17 protein-coding genes and 1 tRNA gene are annotated in these 20202 nt (G+C 49.0%); 4 read left to right on the top strand and 14 right to left on the bottom strand.

From position 1 onward, the window contains the following. Positions 1 to 32 precede the first annotated feature (32 nt). Entirely contained in the window at positions 33 to 638 is a 606-nt protein-coding gene (locus EYA81_RS07380) for a ribonuclease HII (protein ID WP_117600198.1), read from the top strand. Positions 639 to 647: 9 nt separating this feature from the next. Here EYA81_RS07380 and EYA81_RS07375 read toward each other — a convergent pair whose 3' ends face one another. Continuing rightward, positions 648 to 1574 (bottom strand): magnesium transporter CorA family protein, encoded by a 927-nt coding sequence (locus EYA81_RS07375; protein WP_005834540.1) that lies wholly within the window; start codon positions 1572 to 1574, stop codon positions 648 to 650. A gap of 269 nt (positions 1575 to 1843) precedes the next feature. Here EYA81_RS07375 and gpmI point away from each other — a divergent pair, with 269 nt between their 5' ends. After that, positions 1844 to 3358, top strand: a complete 1515-nt coding sequence (gene gpmI / locus EYA81_RS07370; RefSeq protein WP_005834542.1) for a 2,3-bisphosphoglycerate-independent phosphoglycerate mutase — start codon at positions 1844 to 1846, stop codon at positions 3356 to 3358. A 112-nt stretch (positions 3359 to 3470) separates the two neighbouring features. Beyond that, on the top strand, positions 3471 to 4052 hold the full coding sequence (locus EYA81_RS07365) for a DUF3109 family protein (RefSeq protein WP_008662683.1): 582 nt from the start codon (positions 3471 to 3473) through the stop codon (positions 4050 to 4052). Between the two features lie 129 nt (positions 4053 to 4181). On the opposite strand, the gene gyrB is transcribed toward EYA81_RS07365, so the two are convergent. The 3 genes from gyrB to EYA81_RS07350 all read right to left on the bottom strand — a co-directional run bounded on the left by gyrB (position 4182) and on the right by EYA81_RS07350 (position 6715). Further along, positions 4182 to 6143: a DNA topoisomerase (ATP-hydrolyzing) subunit B gene (gyrB, locus tag EYA81_RS07360; RefSeq protein WP_008662686.1), complete on the bottom strand. Its 1962-nt coding sequence runs from the start codon at positions 6141 to 6143 to the stop codon at positions 4182 to 4184. Positions 6144 to 6348: 205 nt separating this feature from the next. Then, entirely contained in the window at positions 6349 to 6603 is a 255-nt protein-coding gene (gene rpsT / locus EYA81_RS07355) for a 30S ribosomal protein S20 (RefSeq protein WP_005830420.1), read from the bottom strand. A 40-nt stretch (positions 6604 to 6643) separates the two neighbouring features. Continuing rightward, a tRNA-Glu gene (locus EYA81_RS07350) sits at positions 6644 to 6715 on the bottom strand. 289 nt (positions 6716 to 7004) lie between these two features. Here EYA81_RS07350 and recO point away from each other — a divergent pair. Then, positions 7005 to 7733: a DNA repair protein RecO gene (gene recO, locus EYA81_RS07345; RefSeq protein WP_117600199.1), complete on the top strand. Its 729-nt coding sequence runs from the start codon at positions 7005 to 7007 to the stop codon at positions 7731 to 7733. Positions 7734 to 7883: 150 nt separating this feature from the next. Here recO and EYA81_RS07340 read toward each other — a convergent pair whose 3' ends face one another. From EYA81_RS07340 to EYA81_RS07295, 10 genes are all read right to left on the bottom strand, one after another. Continuing rightward, positions 7884 to 8333 (bottom strand): GatB/YqeY domain-containing protein, encoded by a 450-nt coding sequence (locus EYA81_RS07340; RefSeq protein ID WP_131225572.1) that lies wholly within the window; start codon positions 8331 to 8333, stop codon positions 7884 to 7886. A 69-nt stretch (positions 8334 to 8402) separates the two neighbouring features. After that, the gene (ftsZ, locus tag EYA81_RS07335; RefSeq protein WP_117600200.1) at positions 8403 to 9716 is read right to left on the bottom strand and encodes a cell division protein FtsZ; all 1314 of its coding nucleotides are present in this window, start codon (positions 9714 to 9716) and stop codon (positions 8403 to 8405) included. Positions 9717 to 9749: 33 nt separating this feature from the next. Continuing rightward, positions 9750 to 11183 carry a cell division protein FtsA gene (gene ftsA / locus EYA81_RS07330; RefSeq protein ID WP_131225571.1) on the bottom strand — a complete coding sequence of 478 codons (1434 nt, stop codon included), beginning with the start codon at positions 11181 to 11183 and terminating at the stop codon, positions 9750 to 9752. A gap of 62 nt (positions 11184 to 11245) precedes the next feature. Next, a complete protein-coding gene (locus EYA81_RS07325) occupies positions 11246 to 11983 on the bottom strand; it encodes a cell division protein FtsQ/DivIB (RefSeq protein WP_117600202.1) in 738 nt (245 codons plus the stop codon). Beyond that, the gene (gene murC, locus EYA81_RS07320) at positions 11976 to 13361 is read right to left on the bottom strand and encodes a UDP-N-acetylmuramate--L-alanine ligase (RefSeq protein WP_119961450.1); all 1386 of its coding nucleotides are present in this window, start codon (positions 13359 to 13361) and stop codon (positions 11976 to 11978) included. The genes EYA81_RS07325 and murC overlap by 8 nt, the downstream gene beginning before the upstream one ends. 26 nt (positions 13362 to 13387) lie before the next feature. Further along, positions 13388 to 14584, bottom strand: coding sequence for an undecaprenyldiphospho-muramoylpentapeptide beta-N-acetylglucosaminyltransferase (gene murG / locus EYA81_RS07315; protein ID WP_117600285.1), 1197 nt, complete (start codon positions 14582 to 14584; stop codon positions 13388 to 13390). Positions 14585 to 14683: 99 nt separating this feature from the next. Next, positions 14684 to 16000 (bottom strand): FtsW/RodA/SpoVE family cell cycle protein, encoded by a 1317-nt coding sequence (locus EYA81_RS07310; protein ID WP_117600203.1) that lies wholly within the window; start codon positions 15998 to 16000, stop codon positions 14684 to 14686. A gap of 67 nt (positions 16001 to 16067) precedes the next feature. Beyond that, positions 16068 to 17402, bottom strand: a complete 1335-nt coding sequence (gene murD, locus EYA81_RS07305; protein ID WP_119961397.1) for a UDP-N-acetylmuramoyl-L-alanine--D-glutamate ligase — start codon at positions 17400 to 17402, stop codon at positions 16068 to 16070. A 52-nt stretch (positions 17403 to 17454) separates the two neighbouring features. Beyond that, complete coding sequence (gene mraY / locus EYA81_RS07300) at positions 17455 to 18723, bottom strand: phospho-N-acetylmuramoyl-pentapeptide-transferase (protein ID WP_117600205.1); 1269 nt, start codon at positions 18721 to 18723, stop codon at positions 17455 to 17457. Between the two features lie 8 nt (positions 18724 to 18731). Then, on the bottom strand, positions 18732 to 20180 hold the full coding sequence (locus EYA81_RS07295) for a UDP-N-acetylmuramoyl-L-alanyl-D-glutamate--2,6-diaminopimelate ligase (protein WP_117600206.1): 1449 nt from the start codon (positions 20178 to 20180) through the stop codon (positions 18732 to 18734). Positions 20181 to 20202 lie beyond the last annotated feature (22 nt).

The raw sequence follows: 20202 nt of genomic DNA, 5'->3' as shown, positions 1-20202 counted from the left end.
TTTATCTTTGTGCCTCAAAGATAGCGATATATATGTTATTACCTTATTTGAATAAAGATTTGATAGAGGCGGGATGCGATGAGGCCGGTCGCGGCTGTCTGGCCGGTGCGGTCTATGCCGCTGCCGTTATTCTGCCAACGGACTTTAAGAATGAACTTCTGAATGACTCCAAGCAGCTGACGGAAAAACAACGCTATGCCTTGCGTGAAGTGATTGAGAAAGAGGCTTTGGCATGGGCGGTGGGCGTCGTCTCTCCTGAAGAGATTGACAAAATCAATATCCTCAATGCCTCCTTTCTTGCCATGCACCGTGCTGTTGACCAACTGAATGTCCGTCCGCAACATCTGCTGATAGACGGCAATCGCTTTAAAAAATATCGGGACTTGCCGCATACTACCGTAGTGAAAGGAGACGGGAAGTACCTTTCCATCGCTGCCGCCTCCATTTTGGCAAAGACCTATCGTGATGACTACATGAACCGTCTCCACGAAGAGTATCCTTATTATGACTGGAATCATAATAAGGGGTATCCCACCAAGAAACATCGTGCCGCCATTGCTGAGCGGGGCACTACCCCCTATCATCGCTTGACGTTCAATCTCTTGGGGGATGGGCAGTTGTCGCTGAACTTCGGGTAATGATGCTGTTTAGAACCACTTAATCCTTCTGAACCATACGAATGTCACTGCTGATAATATTGCCGACAAAAGTATGATGAAAATAAACGCGTGCGGAAAACTCTCCAGGTGGATGTCCACATTCATGCCGTAGAAACTGGCTATCAACGTGGGAATCATCAGTGTAATGCTGAGGCTTGTCATACGTTTCATGATGGCATTCACATTGTTGGAGATGATGGAGGCGAAGGCGTCCATGGTTCCCGTCAGGATATCACTGTAGATGTTTACGGTATTGTATGCCTGCTTCAACTCGATGACCACGTCTTCCAATAATTCCAAATCCAGATAATTGGTGTCTTGAAAGATGTTTTTCAGCCGTCCTATCATCACTTCATTGCCACGGATGGAAGTGTTGAAGTAGACCAGCGTCTTTTGCAGCTTCATCAGTTGCAGGAGATCTTCGTTGCGGATGCTTTTCTCCAGCTCTTTTTCGGCGGTGGCCACATCGTTGTTTATCTGTTTCAGATATTTCAGGAACCAGACGGCGGAAGAGTAGATGATTCGCAGAATCAAATCCAGTTTATTGTTGACGACTATGTTCTTCCGGCGGGTATGCTGAATGAAGTCCGGTATCAGCTCCGTGTGGTGATAGCAGACAGAAACGATGATTCCGTCATTGGTGATAATGCCGATGGGCACAGTGATGAACGGCACGCCGCGTTGGTTGCTCTGCATCGGGATGCGGAGGATGGTCAGCAGCCAGTTGTCTTCTGTTTCCGTACGTGGGCGCTCGTCCACGTCGGCTATGTCTTCCAGGAATGATTCGGGAACTTTCAGCTCTTCGGTTAGGAATTTGAAATCATCGTTGTCCGGGCATTCTACGTTGACCCAGCAGTTGGGTTGCCATTCGGCCTTTTCAGTGAAGCCATTTTCACTGTAGAGATACTTTCTCATTGTTTGCCTCCTTTCTAGTTGGAACAGAGGCATTGCAGTCAACGTCTCCGTTCGTTTTATTGGTGAATACTATTGCACGTTCGTGGGTTTGAATCGTCCATATTTCTTGTTTTTTTATTTTTTAAGCGTGGCAAAAGTACATAAATCATTTGAAACAGTACGCTTTAACGGCTGTTTTTTGTACCTTTGCAACGCAAAAAACAGGTTCCTACTATAAAAGAACGTTTGTATCATACAAAAAGATTATACAATTAAATTCGATTAATATTATGAGTAAGAAAGCCCTTTTAATGATTCTTGATGGCTGGGGCATCGGCGATCAAGGCAAAGATGATGTGATTTTCAATACACCTACTCCGTATTGGGACAGTCTGTTGGCAACTTATCCGCATTCCGAGCTTCAAGCAAGCGGTGAAAACGTTGGTTTGCCCGACGGACAGATGGGTAATTCTGAAGTAGGTCACCTCAATATCGGTGCCGGACGCATCGTTTACCAGGATTTGGTGAAGATTAACCGTGCTTGTGCCGATGGCAGCATTCTGAAGAACAAGGAAATTGTTTCTGCTTTCTCATATGCAAAGGAAAACGGCAAGAATATTCACTTTATGGGACTGACCAGCAACGGTGGCGTGCACAGCTCTTTTGACCATTTGTTCAAACTCTGCGATATTTCCAAGGAATACGGTATCGAGAATACCTTCATCCACTGTTTTATGGACGGTCGTGATACCGACCCGAAGAGTGGTAAAGGTTTCATTGAGCAGTTGACTGCTCATTGCGAGAAGTCTGCCGGCAAGATTGCTTCCATCGTGGGACGTTTCTATGCCATGGACCGCGACAAACGTTGGGAACGTGTGAAGGTTGCCTACGATTTGTTGGTAAACGGTGAAGGCAAGGTTGCTACGGATATGGTCCAGGCTATGCAGGAGTCCTACGACGAAGGCGTTACGGATGAATTCATTAAGCCGATTGTGAACGGTGGCTTCGACGGTACCATCAAGGAAGGTGATGTTGTAATCTTCTTCAACTACCGCAATGACCGTGCCAAGGAATTGACCGTTGTCCTCACCCAGCAAGATATGCCCGAACAAGGCATGCAGACCATTCCGGGCCTGCAGTTCTACTGCATGACTCCGTACGATGCCAGCTTCAAGGGTGTGCATATCCTTTTTGATAAGGAGAACGTACAGAATACCTTGGGCGAATACCTTGCTGCCAATGGCAAGACCCAGCTGCACATTGCCGAAACAGAGAAGTATGCACACGTGACTTTCTTCTTCAACGGTGGCCGCGAGACTCCTTACGATGCTGAAGAGCGCATCCTGGTTCCTTCTCCGAAGGTTGCCACTTACGACTTGAAGCCCGAAATGAGTGCGTACGAGGTGAAGGACAAGTTGGTTGAAGCTATCAAGACCCAGAAGTTCGATTTCATCGTGGTGAACTACGCCAATGGTGATATGGTGGGACATACCGGTATCTACGAAGCTATTGAGAAGGCAGTGAAAGCCATCGACGAATGTGTGAAAGATACTGTTGAAGCTGCCAAGGCAAACGATTATGAAGTAATCATCATCGCCGACCACGGTAATGCCGACCACGCTCTGAATGAGGATGGTACTCCGAATACTGCCCACTCTCTGAACCCCGTTCCTTTCGTTTACGTTACTGCAAACAAGGACGCCAAGGTTGAGAACGGTGTATTGGCTGACGTAGCTCCTTCTATCCTGCATATCTTGGGTATGGAACAGCCGGCCGAAATGACTGGTAAGGATTTGATTAAGTAAGGCGTCAAGGCCGTAACAATATTTAGACGCGGATTATACGGATTCCACGGATGCTCTTAAAGTTGAGTCTGTGCAATCCGGATAATCCGCGTCTTTTTTTAATAGAATGATTATGATACAGATTGGTGATGTTGTGGTTTCTTTCGATGTCTTGCGCGAGAAGTTCTTGTGTGACTTGGGTGCCTGCCAGGGGATTTGCTGCATTGAGGGCGATGCCGGTGCTCCCGTAGAGCTGGACGAGGTGGAGAAACTGGAAGAGGTGCTTCCGCTGATTTGGGATGAGCTTTCTCCCGAAGCCCGCACCGTGATAGAGGAGCAAGGTGTGGTCTATACCGATTGTGAAGGTGACCTGGTGACTTCTATTGTGAACAACAAGGATTGCGTCTTTACCTGCTATGATGATAAAGGCTGTTGCTATTGCGCCATCGAAAAGGCTTACCGTGAGGGTAGGACCAACTTCTACAAACCCATATCCTGTCATCTCTATCCGATAAGGGTGGGGAACTACGGACTCTATAAGGCAGTGAACTATCATCGTTGGGATGTCTGCAAAGCCGCTATGTTGTTGGGACAAAAGGAAAATCTGCCCGTGTACAAGTTCCTGAAAGAACCGCTTATCCGTAAGTTTGGTGAGGACTGGTATGCAGAGTTGGAATTGGTAGTGGAAGAGATGAAAAAACAAGGAATCCTATAGTTCTTCTGTATGGAGACGGGTCTCTTCTTTGGAAGAGAAGAGGAATAAAGGAAAAGCCCCGGTCAGCAGGATTATCCTGCCCGTCCGGGGCTTCCTCGTTGTAAGATGTGAGGTTGGTTATTAAATTAATTAAGCGTCAATATTTGCATACGTTGCATTCTTTTCGATGAAATCGCGGCGAGGGCCCACGTCTTCGCCCATCAGCATGGAGAAGATATAGTCGGCTTCGGCTGCATTTTCAAGATGCACCTGCTTCAGCATACGGTTTTCCGGATTCATGGTGGTTTCCCACAACTGTTCCGGGTTCATTTCACCCAAACCTTTGTAGCGTTGGGTGTGTACTGCGTTTTCCGAACCGCCGCCGTAAGTGTCGATGAACTTCTGGCGCTGCTGGTCTGTCCAGCAATACTCTTTCGCCTTGCCTTTGGTGCAAAGGTAAAGGGGAGGAGTGGCGATGTACAAGCAACCCTGCTGGATAACTTGCGGGAAGTAGCGGAAGAAAAGCGTCATAATCAGCGTGTCGATGTGAGAACCATCGACGTCGGCATCGGTCATGATGATAATCTTCTTGTAGCGCAGCTTGTCAATGTTCGCTTCTTTGCTGTCTTCACCGTCCACGCCGAAACGGATGCCCAGCGCCTGGATGATATTGTTTACTTCGTCGCTCTCGAATGCCTTGTGCCACATGGCCTTTTCCACATTCAGAATCTTACCGCGAAGCGGCAGGATAGCTTGGAACGCACGGTTACGGCCTTGCTTTGCTGAACCGCCTGCCGAGTCACCCTCGACGAGGAACAATTCGCATTCTTCCGGGTCCTTGCTGGAGCAGTCGGCCAGTTTGCCCGGCATGCCGCCACCCGACATCGGCGATTTGCGTTGTACGGATTCGCGTGCCTTACGTGCGGCGATACGTGCCTGGGCGGCAAGAATCACCTTGTCTACAATCAGCTTGGCTTCCTTCGGGTGTTCCTCCAAGTAGTAGGTGAGGGCCTCGCCCACAGCCTGGTCTACGGCGCCCATCACTTCGTTGTTACCCAGCTTTGTCTTGGTCTGTCCTTCGAACTGAGGCTCTGCCACCTTGATGGAGATAACGGCAGTCAGTCCTTCGCGGAAGTCGTCGCCTGCAATCTCTACCTTGGCTTTCTCCAGCATCTTGTTGTCTTCGGCGTATTTTTTCAACGTACGGGTCAGTGCACGGCGGAAACCTGCCAAGTGGGTACCCCCTTCAATGGTATTGATGTTGTTTACGTAAGAGTGCACATTTTCGTTATAAGAAGTGTTGTACATGATGGCTACTTCCACCGGTGTGCCTTGCTTCTCGGTATTGATGTAGATTACATCGTTCATGAAGTGCTCGCGTGAGGAGTCCACGTAGCGCACAAATTCCTTCAGGCCTTCTTCCGAGTAGAAGATTTCCTTCTTGGCATTTCCTTCTTCGTCCTTTACGCGAAGGTCGGTCAGTGAAATCTTGATGCCTGCGTTCAGATACGCCAGCTCGCGCATGCGGGTGGCAAGAATATCATAGTTGTAGACTGTCTCCGTAAAGATGGTACCGTCCGGCCAGAACTGTTGGCGTGTACCGGTAATGTCTGTTGTGCCCACTTCTTTGACGGAGTAGAGCGGATGTCCGCAGGAATATTCCTGCTGATAGATTTTTCCGTTACGGAAAACCTGGGTAGTCATGTGTGTAGACAAGGCATTTACGCAAGATACACCTACACCATGCAGACCTCCCGATACCTTATAGGAACCTTTGTCGAACTTTCCTCCGGCATGCAGTACGGTCATTACAACTTCCAGCGCGGATTTCTTTTCCTTTTCGTGATAGTCTACCGGGATACCACGTCCGTTGTCTTGTACGGTGATGGAGTTGTCCTCGTTAATGGTGACTTCGATGTGGTCGCAATAGCCGGCAAGTGCCTCGTCGATGGAGTTATCCACAACCTCGTACACCAGGTGGTGAAGTCCTTTGCTGCTAATGTCGCCAATATACATCGCGGGACGCTTTCTCACTGCTTCCAAACCTTCCAGTACCTGGATGTTTTCGGCAGAATAGCTCCCGTTATTGGAGTGAATCTGTTCTTCAGTCATAATCTTTTTTCCTTATTGTAATAACAGAGCAAATATAGTGAAAATCCTCGGGATATGGTGCTAAACAAACGGATAAATTCGGGTAGTTTACAGCTTTTTAGCACAGAAAAGAAACTTGTGTGGAAGCAGGTAAATAGAGAGGTATAAATGAGAAAGGCCGGACTAAAAAGTCCAGCCTTGTAATATCTTTTGTGTAACAGTCAACTTAAGCCAGCTTGTTGATATAGATAGCCAATTTTGACTTCAAGTTGTTAGCCTTGTTCTTGTGGATTACATTAGTCTTAGCCAATTTATCCAACAGTTTTGTGATACCCGGATACATTGCTGTTGCTGCAGCTTTGTCTGTAGTAGCACGAAGTTTACGAACAGCGTTTCTCATGGTCTTGCCATAATATCTGTTGTGAAGTCTTCTTGTTTCTTCTTGTCTGATTCTCTTCAGTGATGATTTATGATTTGCCATCTCGACTAATCTTTTTTAATTCGTTTATTTTTTTATTTTGTAGCCCGTGGGGGAATCGAACCCCCCTTTCAAGAATGAAAATCTTGCGTCCTAACCGATAGACGAACGGGCCATCCTTTGGTGAGCGTTTCCGCTCTTGCAAAGAGTCTTTATTTCTCGTTTGCGGATGCAAAGGTAGAAACTATTTTTGAATTACCAAAACATTCGCAAGAAAAAAATATAGCTTTTTGTTGTCTTTTGTCTTAGAATGGAGCGTTATCTATTGAAAATCAGTGTAATATATGCTTTTATTTTTTTTACACTCCTTACCTTGTTTTTTTATTCTTCTCCTTTTGTTTCTCTTCTTTCGGGTTTTTTTTGTAGCTTTGTTATCAGATTGAAACCAGATAAAGAAATCGGGAATGTTACAGAAAACACAGGGAATTGTACTGCATACCTTGAAATATAAGGATACATCTCTCATTGCAGACATCTATACGGAGGTGGCTGGCAGGGCTTCCTTCATGGTGTCCATACCCCGTTCGCGCAAGGCGGCGGTGAAGCCGGTACTCTTCCAGCCGCTGGCATTGGTGGAACTTGAAGCCGATTTCCGTCCTAATGCCACTATATATAAGGTGAAGGAGGCGAAGTCTCTTTATCCTTTTGCCACGCTTCCCTACGATCCCTACAAATCCGCCATCGCTTTGTTTCTTTCGGAATTCCTTTATCGCGCCGTCCGGGAGGAGGCGGAGAACCGTCCGCTGTTTGCTTATCTGTATCATTCCGTCATCTGGCTGGATGAATGCAGGGAGGGGTTTGCCAATTTTCATCTGGTCTTCCTGATGCGCCTTTCCCGTTTTCTCGGTTTGTATCCCAACCTGGAGGATTATCATGCCGGAGATTACTTCGATTTGCAGAATGCTTGTTTCACTCCCTTGCGTCCGCAGCTTCATTCCAATTACATCGCTCCCGAGGAGGCGGCCCGCCTGACACAGCTGATGCGTATGAATTATGAAACGATGCATCTTTTTACCATGAACCGGTTGGAGCGTACCCGCTGCCTGAACATTATGAATGAATATTATCGTCTGCATCTGCCGGATTTCCCGGTGCTGAAGTCTCTTGAAGTCTTGAAAGAATTGTTTGATTGAGGAGCGCCAATCTTGCTTGTCGGATGAAACAATAGCTCCTGATTGCGCGAGATGGGCATCTTATGCTGCATGAGATGTATATCTCATACAGCACGAGATGCCCATCTCATGCAATTGAACCCGAATATTTCTTATCTCCTTCGCTATACTTTATCCCAGCAGTTCCTTTACTTTGGCTGAGATGGCGCGGCCTTCGGCAAGTCCGGCAAGTTTCTTGCTGGCTACACCCATCACTTTGCCCATGTCCTTGCCGCTGGTGGCACCGACCTCGGCTATGATTTCCTTCAAGGCTGCTTCCAGTTCTTCGGCGCTCATTTGCTTGGGCAGATAGGTTTCAAGCACCTTTACTTGTGCCAGCTCATCGTCTGCCAAGTCCTGGCGACCTTGCTGTACATAGATTTCAGCGGCGTCTTTGCCTTGTTTGGTCAGTTTTTGGATAATCTTCAAAGCATCTGCATCGCTCATGGTATCGTTGGCTCCGGGAGCGGTTTTGGCTTCAAGGAATACTTTCTTTACGTTTCTCAATGTTTCGAGAGCCACTTTGTCTTTGGCTTTCATAGCTGTTTTAATGTCTTCGCTGACTTTTTCAAATAAATCCATATTGTTATAGGTTTACTCCTGTTCTCCCGAAGGGGAGGAGGATGGTTTTACATATCGGGAACGGAAAAATCAGAAGGTGATGACTCCCCCTGCACCGCCTTCTGCTTCTTGCGCGGCTTCGGTGGCGAGCTGCCCTTCCTGCTCTGCCTTCATCTTGATGCTGTTCAGCGTACTTTTGTCACGCAGATAGGTCGGAGAATTCTCTACCATGCTGATGATGTCGGCGTTGTCCATGTCTTCGGGATTGAAGAGATAGATATGGCGACGGCGGCTGCGCTGGGAACGGGCGTTGGCATCCTTGCCGTAGTACACTTCGCGGCGGTTGCGTCTCTGTTCCTCTTCCTCCTCCAGCTCGGCAAGGCGTTGCTGTTCTTCGGCGGTGCGCTGGGTGATGCGGTCGTCCATCTCCTTCATGTGGATGTCCTGGATACCGAAACCGGTGGCAAGCAGGGTGATTTTCACTTTCTGTTCCAGTTTGTCGTCGATGGCCATACCGAATTTGGTCTCGAAGTCGCGGCTGAAACGGTTCATGAATTCCTTTACCTCGTCCATTTCGCTCATCATCAGCTTGTATTGTGAGCTGTAAGAGATGTTGAGGAGTACCTTCTTGGAATTGAAAATGTCGTTGTTGTTCAGCAACGGCGAGTGCTGCGCATTCTTGATGGCTTCGCTGACACGGTTGTCACCTTCGCCGTAGCCGGTACTCATGATGGCTACGCCGCCGTCCTTCAGCACTGTTTTCACGTCGTTGAAGTCGAGGTTCACCTTTCCATGCAGGGTGATGATTTCGGCAATACTCTTGGCGGCTACCGAAAGGGTGTCGTCGGCCTTGTCGAACGCGTCGTCCACGGACAACTCGCTGTATATCTCGCTCAGCTTTTCATTGTTGATGACCAGCAGGGCATCTACGTGCTTGCTGATTTCCTCTACGCCATCCAGTGCCTGGTCTATCTTCTTGTCGCCCTCCCAGCGGAAAGGGATGGTGACGATGCCGATGGTCAGGATATCCATTTCCTTGGCGGTCTGTGCAATGATGGGTGCGGCACCCGTACCGGTACCACCGCCCATTCCGGCAGTGATGAATACCATCTTGGTGCCGTCGTTCAGCATATTCTTGATGTCTTCGATACTCTCTTCTGCTGCCTTGCGGGCACGGGCGGGGCGGTTTCCGGCTCCCAGGCCTTCTTTTCCAAGCTGTAACTTCACGGGCACGGGAGAGTCCTTCAACGCTTGGTTGTCTGTGTTACACAGTACGAACGTCACGTCGTGTATACCTTCCCGGTACATATGGTTCACGGCATTGCCGCCACCTCCGCCTACACCGATTACTTTAATGATTTTCGGTGAATCCGTCGGGAAATCGAATTGTACTATATCTTCCATAATAACTTAATTTTCTGGCACATTATCACATTATTACTTCATATCGTCGTCCGAGAAGATTTCGTTGGAAATCTTGTTGAAAGTCTTTTCGAACCAGCTGGGGCCTTCTTTCTTTTTCTTCTTTTTCTCTTCCTTTTCGCGCAGCTCCCTTTCTTTTCGCTCACGCTCCTTGCGTTCTTTCTCTTCCCTCTCGCGCTGTGCCTTGGCGGCGCGTGCGGCAGCTTCCTGCTCTTTCAGCGCTTCGTCGTCAACGAATATGTCGACCGGTTTGGGAGGAACATTGGAGGCAGGCTGCTGCACCGGTTTCACCTCTTGCAGGCAGCAATTCTCGTTGCCGGCAGCCAGCAGGCCCAGCAGTGTGTTGTGCATGCCGTCCTTTTTGGGCTCTTCGCTGCGTGTGTGGACGGTGGTCTGTACGAACTTGGCGGTCTTTACCTTTTCAATCTTGCTCACTCTATGGAAGGCTTTCTCAAGATTCTTCAGATTGGCTCCTCCACCGGTAAATACTACACCGGAGAAAAGTTTGTCCTCGTAGCCGGAAAGCTGTAACTGGTTCCATACGTTGGCAAGGATTTCTTCTGCACGGGCTCCGATAATATTGTTCAGCAGGGCCAATTCGAAGGTACGGCCGTCTTCCGACATACATACGGCAGGAGTCTCGGCGTCTTCTTCCTCCTCGTAGAGGGCATCACCGTATTGCAGTTTCAGCTTCTCGGCATCTTCCTCTTCCATTTGCAGGGAAGTGATGTCGTGGGTAATGTTGTTTCCACCCAGCGGCAGTACGCTGAGGTAGCGCAGGATATTGTTCTTATAGACCAGCACGGTGGTGGTGTCGGCACCGAAGTCCACCAGTGCGCAGCCCGAACGCATCTCGTTTTCAGTCAGCACGGCTTTGGCCAACGCAGTGGGGGCTACGAGCAGGTCGTCGGCAATTTCCACTTTGGCTTGCTCGAAGCTGTGTTCGAGGTTCTTTTTCAGCGAGGCGCGCGCCACGATGTTGAGGAACTGTCCGGTGATGTATTTTCCGGCAACTCCTACGGGCTCCACGTGCAACGTGTTGTCTATCTTGTATTCTTGTGGGGCTACATCCAGCACACTCATGTCTACTAGGGGTACATCACGGTTCTCGTCGCAAATCTCGTCTACCAGTTCTTGCGAAATGATGCTCTCTTCCTCCAGCGTACGGCTTACCGCATTCCTCACCGTGCGCAATGATTGTCCGCCGATGCCTACATATACTTTGGCGATGGAGTTGTTCAGCTGGCCTTCCAGCTTGTTGATGATGGAAGTCAGCGCTTGTGCGGTCTTGTCAATGTTGTAGATGGTCCCTTTGTGTATAAACGGGGATGCATCTTCGCATGCATAAGCCAACACCTGGATACTTCCGTCACTGTTCTTCTTCCCTGCGATACCGGAAATCTTGGAAGAACTCAACTCGATAGCGGCGATGAAATCTGTTGTTGCCATATCTATTTATTTACTATTTTACAATTTACAATTTACTGCGCTTTGATAAGGGATAAATCTCTTTACTCCCTCTTCGTGCAGATAATCTGATTATCGAATTCAACGTTAATGCGGGAGTATTTGTTCCAGCCCACCTGGTTCAAACCTCTTTCGTAGAATGCTTTTACACGTTTCAGTTTCTTTTCAAAACCGGCCATCTTACCCAAATAGATGAGATGGTCGCCGACACGTGGCACTAATTCTATATTTTTGCCAGGCAGTACATGAATCTGTTCAATCTGTGCATTCCAAAAAGAATTCTTCTGCAAAAATACACCAAACTTATATAAATCCCTCATGGCAAACGACTTTTCTACATTTCCGGTCACTACGGCAAGGTGTGCAACGCATTTTGCATCGGGGGGCATTACAGTACCCTTGTTGTCCAGATAGTAGTTTTCGCCATTGGCGCTCATCACGCGCAGGATGGGGATTCGCTGGGTCACTTCGATGCAGAGCTTGCTGCTCGGGGTCTTGTAGCATTCCACCTGGTCGATGAGGGGATGCTTGGCAAGTTCGCGCTCCAAGGTCTTGGTGCGCACGCGTTTCAGGTCTTTCCCAATGGGGCTGATGCCTTTCTTCTCCAGCAGGGTAGCTACTTCCTTCTTCGTGATGAAGCCGGCATATACCGTGTCTTTTATCACCAGCTCCACATCATGGCACACCTGGGTGGCCGGTTTGCGGTTGAGGGCAGTGACAGCCACTACCAGATAGACAATGACAAGCAACAGGACGATAGAAAGTAGAATCCTTTTAACCATGATACTTCTCTGATAATAGTTGGGTGATTTGGGGAGCATAGTTGTCCAGGTCGCCGGCTCCCAGCACTACCACTACTTCGGTATGCTTCTGGGCGAGGAGGCTGAGGACGTCTTCTTTCCTACAAATACATTTCTCGATGCCGGGGCGGAGGTTGTCATAAATCAGCTGACTCGTCACGCCGGGAATTGGTTGCTCGCGGGCAGGGTATATCTCTGTCAGAATCACCTCATCGGATAGGGAAAGGCTGTTTGCAAAATCCTGGTAGAAGTCGCGGGTACGGGTGTACAAGTGAGGCTGGAAGATGACGGTTACCTTCTTGTCTTGGTACAGTTCACGGACGGACTTCAGACTTTGGGCTATTTCCGCCGGATGGTGGGCGTAATCGCTGAGGAATACAATTCGGTCATTCTTCAGCTTGAAGTCGAAACGGCGGTCCACTCCGCGGAAGCTTGCCATGCCTTGCTTGATTTCCTCGTCGGTGGCACCGCTGAGATGGGCGAGTGCCATGGCGGCAACGCCGTTCTCGATGTTGATGCTGACGGGAACACCTAGCTGGATATCATTGATGCGGGTGTCCGGTGCTACGAAATCGATGAAAATTTCACCGTTTCCGATACGGATGTTCTCGGCATGGAAGTCACCTTCATGGCGCGAGTAGGTATAGGTGGCTACCCCTGGCTGTACGTCGGGCTGCATCTCCAGTCCTTTGTGCAGAATCAGGGCGCCGCCTGGTTGTATAAGCGCGGTGTAGTGGCGGAAGCTTTCGAGATAGGCTTCTTTGGTGCCGTATATATCCAGGTGGTCGGGGTCGGTGGCAGTAATGACACTCATCCAGGGTGACAGCCAGTGGAAGGAACGGTCGAACTCATCTGCTTCGATAACGGTATAAGGGCTGGTGGCGGAAAGCAGCAGATTCGTACCGTAGTTCTTCGAAATACCTCCGAGGAAGGCGGTGCAGCCCACGTGTGACTGGTGCAGCAGGTGGGCAGCCATGGTGCTGGTGGTAGTCTTGCCATGCGTACCTGCCACGCACAAACCTTTGCTGCTGCGGGTGATGATGCCCAATACTTGGGAGCGCTTATATATGTCGAAACCGTTTTCACGGAAATAGGTCAGTTCTGCATGCTCTTGCGGCACGGCGGGGGTATAGACCACGAGCGTGCTTGCCTTGTCTTTGCACATCTCCGGAATAAGGTTGATATTCTCTTCGTAGTGTATCTGTACTCCTTCCGTAATCAGGCGTTCTGTCAGTTCGCTCGACGTACGGTCGTAGCCCGCTACTTTCTTTCCTTTAGAGAGGAAATAACGTATCAGCGCACTCATGCCGATACCGCCGGCACCAATGAAGTAAACGGATTTAATTGTTTCTATATTCATATCTTTCATTAAGATGCTCTCCTAATTTATTTCTTAATTAACTTCAATACCTCCTTCGCAATAATTGTTGCCGAGTCCGGCAACGCCAGCTTGGAGATATTCTTGCTTAAGTCTTGCAGCTTCTCGGAGTTGGCGATTGTCTCCAACGCCACCGGCAGCAGCTTCTCTTTCGCTTCCACATCCTTCACATAGATAGCTGCACCCTTATCCACCAGCGCCAGCGCATTCTTGGTCTGGTGGTCCTCTGCCACATTGGGTGAGGGAACCAGGATGACTGGCTTGTGCAGCAGGCAGAACTCGGAGATGGAACCGGCTCCTGCACGTGAAATCACCAGGTCGGCAGCCGCGTATGCATTTGCCATATCCTTAATGAAGTCCGTCACGTACAGATTGGGGATGGCACTAATGCGCGGGTTGCGTACGGCTTCTCCCGTTGTATTTGTAATAGCTTCTCTGACCTGGTCAATGTATATCTTCCCCGTTTGCCAGATGAATTGCACTTCGGGATTGGCGCGAATGACATCCAGTCCGGCACTCAATGTCTGATTGATGGTGCGGGCTCCGAGACTGCCGCCCAATATCAGTATTGTTTTCTTCTCCGGGTTCAGTCCGAAGTATTTCACGGCATCTTCGCGGCAGATGGAGTGGTGGAGCAGATTCTGGCGCACCGGATTACCGGTCATGATTATCTTTTCTGCCGGGAAGAATTTTTCCATACCTTCGTAAGCCACACAAATCTTGCATGCCTTCTGTGCCAGCAGCTTGTTAGTGACACCGGCGTAGGAATTCTGTTCTTGTATCAGTGTGGGAATACCCATCATTCCCGCCATTTTCAGCGTAGGACCACTGGCATAGCCACCTACACCGACAGCTACTTGCGGGCGGAACTCCTTGATGATGCTCCGTGCTTTCCACTGGCTCCGTATCAGTTTCAGCAATACGGAGACGTTCTTCCACAGATGTTTACGGTCAAATCCGGCAACGGGTAAACCTATAATCCGGTAACCAGCATCGGGAACACGCTGCATCTCCATTCTTCCTTCGGCACCTACGAAGAGAATCTCTGCGTCGGGACACAACTCTTTTATGGCGTTGGCAATGGAGATAGCCGGAAAGATATGTCCTCCGGTACCACCGCCACTGATGATAAGCCTCACTCCCTTCCCCGTAGAGAGAGGGGTAGAGTTACTTTGACTTGTATAGTTGTTTGCCTCTTTACTCATATTCTTGTTCTTCTTTATTTTTGTATTATTGGCATACTCGCCATTACTCAATCACTCTTTTCTCCCCTCCCTATAGGGGAGGGGGTGGGGGAGAGGCTGTTATTCAAACTCCGCATCACTGTTCAGTACCTTTGCTGTCGGTTCGGCGGCTGTTTGTGCCTCGCTGTCGATCGGTTGTTTCAGGTTTTCTGCATTTCCGGTATCCACCAGCATAGTCACTTGTGCATCATGCATCCGTTGTTCCTCCAGTTTGGCTGTATAGCGGCTGACGCTCAGTATCATGCCGATGTAGGCACAGTTGATGAAAGTGGATGTACCACCCTTGCTGATGAGCGGAAGCGGTTGTCCCGTGACGGGTGCCAGACCTACGGCAACCATCATGTTGAACAACGCCTGCGTGACGAGTAGCAAGGCTATTCCGGTAATGAGGAAAGCGGGGAAGGTGCGGTCGCATTTTTTGGCGATACGGCCTACTCGCACCAATAGGCAGACATAAAGGAACACAACGACTATCCCGCCTACCAGTCCCAGTTCCTCAATGATGATGGCATAGATAAAATCGGAGAATGCCTGGCTCAGAAAGTCACGTTGTACGGAGTTTCCCGGGCCCTTGCCTACAACGTTACTCGTAGCTACGGCAATACGGGCATGTGCCACTTGCCCGTCGCCGTCGATGTCGAATTTGGCAGCAGGAACTTCTTCCTTGTTGGTAAAGTCTGCAATACGGGATTTTACAGTGGTAAAACGGTGTCCCATCGGTATATTTTCCAATGTCTTGTCTGGCGTGGCCAGCAGGAAGGCAACAAAGACTGTAACGAATGCCACAATCCCTCCTCCCAGTATCAGTAGGTTCCTGGCAGATACCCGCCCGATGAACATCATTAGGTAGACCGTTCCGAAGAGCAACATTCCCGTTGAGTAGTTTTCCGGCAGGATAAGGCCACAGACTATGCAGGTAATAATCATGATGCGCTTAAAGGCTTTCGGACTTGCACCGTCTTCGTCCTGCCCTTTCGAGAGGATAAAGGCTGTAACGATGACGACGGCCATCTTCGCTATTTCCGACGGCTGGAACTGAATGCCCATGAAGGTCATCCAGCGGGCTGCGCCGTTTACGCGGTCACCGGTAATGAATCCCATCAGCATCACAAAAGCCAGCAGTCCGATGGATATCGGAAGCAAGAATACCGGGAACACCTGGAACCATTTATAGGGGATGTTGTGTACCAGTACTACAATGACGGCACCTACCATCAGGAGAATGCTGTGCTGCGTAATCGGTCCCCAGTGGTCGCCACTCTTGTAGGTCAGCGTACTGGCAGCACTGAATACCTCTGTGATGGAGATGAGGCAAAGGAAAAGGAAAATAATCCAAATCACTTTGTCGCCTTTGAATATGCTCTTTAATAAATCCAATGCTTCGCAAATTAAAAATTAATAATTAAAGAATTACAAGTTGACAGTCTCATGCGGCACTTGTCTTTTATAGTGCTCTGACACATGCTTTGAACTGTTCGCCGCGGTCTTCATAACTCTTGAAGAGGTCGAAGGAGGCACAGCAAGGGCTGAGCAACACGGTTTCACCTTTCTTTGCCAGTTTGAAGGCTGCTTCTACGGCATCCTTCATGCCGGTCTGAACATCAGCTACGGGCAATCCTAAGCGGTCGAAGAAGTCGTGCAGCTTTTCGTTGTGTAATCCCAAATATACCAGGGCAGAGCACTTTTCGCGTACAAGGTCTTCGATTTCCGTATAATCATTTCCTTTGTCCTTACCGCCGAGGATAAGTACGGTTTTGCCGGTCATGCTTTGCAGGGCATACCAGCAGGAGTTTACGTTCGTTGCCTTGGAATCATTGATGAAGCTTACGCCGCGTACGGTGGCTACTTTCTCCAATCGGTGCTCCACTCCCTTGAAGTCGGACAAAGCCTTGCGGATATATTCTTTTCGGATACCGGCCAAGTTGGCTGAGATACCAGCGGCTAATGAATTGTATAAGTTGTGTGTGCCGTGCAGCGCCAGCTCCTCTTGCTCCATATTGAAGGCTATCGGTTCGTTGATTTCCACTTCACCGTCTTCCACGTATGCGATGGCTCCGTCTTCCTTTACGGCAGCGAACGGGTAAAGATGGGCGCGCAGGCCATGCTTGTCCAGTTCGCGCTTGATGATGGGGTCGTCGTTCCAGAAGATAAAAGCGTCTTCCGGTGTCTGGTTTTGGGTGATGCGGAATTTGGCGTCCACATATTTCTGCATACAGTGGTCGTAACGGTCCAAGTGGTCCGGAGTGATGTTCATCAGTACGGCAATGTTGGCACGGAAGTTATACATATTGTCCAGTTGGAAGGAACTCAGCTCAATGACGTAGTAATCATGCTGCTCCGTGGCTACCTGCAAGGCCAGGCTGTTGCCGATGTTGCCGGCGAGGCCGACGTTCAGTCCTGCACTCTTGAAGATGTGATAAATGAGCGAGGTGGTTGTAGTCTTTCCATTTGAGCCGGTGATACAGACCATCTTTGCGTCAGTGTACCGTCCCGCAAACTCTATCTCAGAGATGATGGGCGTACCTTTTTCCTTTAATTTCACAATGAGCGGAGCGTCGTTGGGGATACCGGGGCTTTTCACCACTTCGTCAGCATTCAGAATCAGCTCTTCTGTGTGGTGTCCCTCTTCCCAGGCAATGCCGTATTTATCCAGCAGTTCCTTGTATTTGTCTTTAATGGCAGACATGTCGGAGACGAACGTGTCGAAACCTTTCACTTTGGCCAGTACAGCAGCGCCTGCGCCGCTTTCGCCAGCTCCTAATACTACAATTCTACTCATAATATTTATATACTAATATGTCAATGTGGAAACTATGCTAATGCATCCCACATTATCTAATCTTTAATGTTATAATTGTTATCGCTGCCAGTACAATCGTCACAATCCAGAAGCGGATGGTGATTTTGGATTCGTGGAACAGCTTGTCCGGTTTGGTGAATACCACGCTGCATCCCGGTTCTATCAGGCTCATGGAAGTGCGGAAGTGGTCGTGTATCGGCGTTCTTTTGAAGAGACGTTGTTTCACGCCTTTCCGCTTGCCTGTCTTGTAGTAGAGGCGTTGCAGGATGACCGAGAGGTTCTCCACCAGGAAGATACCGCAAAGGATGGGTATCAGCAGTTCCTTGTGAATAATGATGGCGTATACTGCGATGATTCCTCCAATGGTCAGACTGCCCGTATCGCCCATGAATACTTGGGCCGGATAGGCATTGTACCATAAGAAGCCGATAAGTGCACCGATGAAGGCACAGATAAAGATTACCAGTTCTTCCGAGCCGGGAATGTACATGATATTCAGGTAGCCGGCATATTCAATGTGGCTCGACACGTAGGCGAGTATTCCCAAGGTCAGTCCGATAATGGCGGAGTTCCCTGCCGCCATTCCGTCCATTCCGTCATTCAGGTTGGCTCCGTTGCTGACGGCGGTAACTACGAAAATAGTGATAATCACGAACAATATCCAACCTGCTGTTTGGGCATGTTCACCCATAAAGCTTACTAAGTCGGAATAGTCGAAGTTGTTGCTTTTGAAGAACGGGATGGTGGTCTGCGTTGCCTTGATTTCCTTGGCTGCATGTACTACTTCTATTTGTCCCCCTGGCTTCTCTATTTCTATGTTCTCGCGGATAACCACCTGCGGGCTGAGGTAGAGAGTCAATCCGACGATAAGTCCTAAACCTACTTGACCGATGATTTTGAACTTACCGTGCAGGCCTTCCTTGTCCTTTTTGAATATCTTGATGTAGTCGTCGGCAAATCCTAGCGACCCTAACCAGATTGTGGTAATCAGCATCAATATCATATAAATATTGTCTAACTTGCCCAGTAGCAAGCAAGGAATGAGTGTGGCAAAAATAATGATGACACCGCCCATGCTGGGTACTCCCACTTTGTTCACACCGAATGGATCGATACTGGCATCACGTTGCGTTTCGGTAATTTGCTTGCGCTTCAGTAGATTGATGAACTTGTCTCCCCAGATGCTCGAAATGAGCAATGCCAGAATGATTGCCATCAACGAACGGAAGGATGTATAGCCGAACATGCCCGCACCGGGGAAGTCATATTTGTCTAACCATTGAAATAAGTAGTATAACATGATGTTAATTATTTAATTATTTCATTTAATATCTCTTTGTCGTCAAAATGGTGTTTCACGCCTTTAATCTCCTGATAATTCTCATGCCCTTTGCCTGCAACGAGAATCACGTCTCCCGGCTGTGCCAGCATGCAGGCTGTCTTGATGGCTTCGCGGCGGTCGGTGATGCTGATGGTTTTCTGCATGTCGTCTTTATCCAGCCCCGCCAGCATGTCGTTGATGATGTCCTGCGGCTCTTCAAAGCGCGGGTTATCGGAGGTAATGATGACCCGGTCGCTCAAGCGGGCGGATTCTTTGGCCATGATGGGACGCTTGCCTTTGTCGCGGTTGCCGCCGGCACCTACAACGGTAATCACTTTTCCTTTTCCTTCCAGCACTCCGTGAATGGCATTCAATACATTGACCAGGGCGTCTGGAGTATGCGCATAGTCCACAATGGCAGTGTAGCCTTTCGGTGAACGAATGGCATCGAAGCGGCCGGTTACCGGACGCAGCGTACTGAGGGCAACCAGTACATCTTCTTCTTTCTTGCCCAGCAATACGGCAGTACCGAATACCGCCAGCAGGTTATAGGCATTGAATTTCCCGATGAAACGTACTGCCAGTTCGTGGTTGTTGAAGTCAAGTAACATTCCCTCGAAATGAGATTCCAAGACTTTGCCTTTGAAGTCGCTAAGACTGCGCAAAGAGTAGGTGTATACTTTCGAACGGGTATTCTGTGTCATCACGAGTCCGTTCTTGTCATCCAGGTTGGTCAGGCTGAAAGCTCCTTTCGGCAGTTCGTCGAAGAACTTTTTCTTGGCCTTGAGATAGTTCTCCACCGTTTTATGATAATCCAGATGGTCGCGGGTCAGATTAGTGAAAATACCGCCGGCAAACTTCAGACCGCTGATGCGCTTCTGGGCAATGGAATGGGAACTGACTTCCATGAAGGCATACTTGCAGCCGGAGTCCGCCATCTCTCCAAGTAGGCGGTTCAAGGTTATTGGGTCCGGGGTGGTATGTTCGGTCGGTACGGGCTGGTCGTCGATGTAATTACATACAGTGGAAACCAGTCCGACCTTGTAGCCGAAGTAGCGGAAAGTATTATATAATAAGGTAGCAACGGTTGTTTTTCCGTTGGTTCCGGTCACGCCGATGAGTTCCATCTTGGATGTAGGGTCACCATAGAAAGTGGTGGCCACTTTCCCTACGGCATCTTCACTGTCTTTCACCAGAATGTAGGTGGTGCCGGTCTTGAGCTCTTCCGGCAATTCTTCACACAATACTGCGACAGCCCCTTTGTCGATAGCAGCTGGGATATAGGCATGCCCGTCGGTCTGCGTACCACGCATGGCCATGAACAGATGTCCGGTTTCTATCAGGCGGGAGTCTATATTCACTCCCGTTATCTCCATGTTTGTACTTCCGGCAATCCGGACCGGCTGTATTGTTGCCAACAAATCACTTAATTTCATACCTTATTATATAATGTATATC

It is taken from the genome of Bacteroides sp. A1C1, from assembly GCF_004328515.1.
In the GTDB taxonomy this organism is placed as follows: Bacteria; Bacteroidota; Bacteroidia; order Bacteroidales; family Bacteroidaceae; genus Bacteroides; species Bacteroides uniformis.
This window is presented reverse-complemented; position numbering and strand designations above follow the sequence as displayed.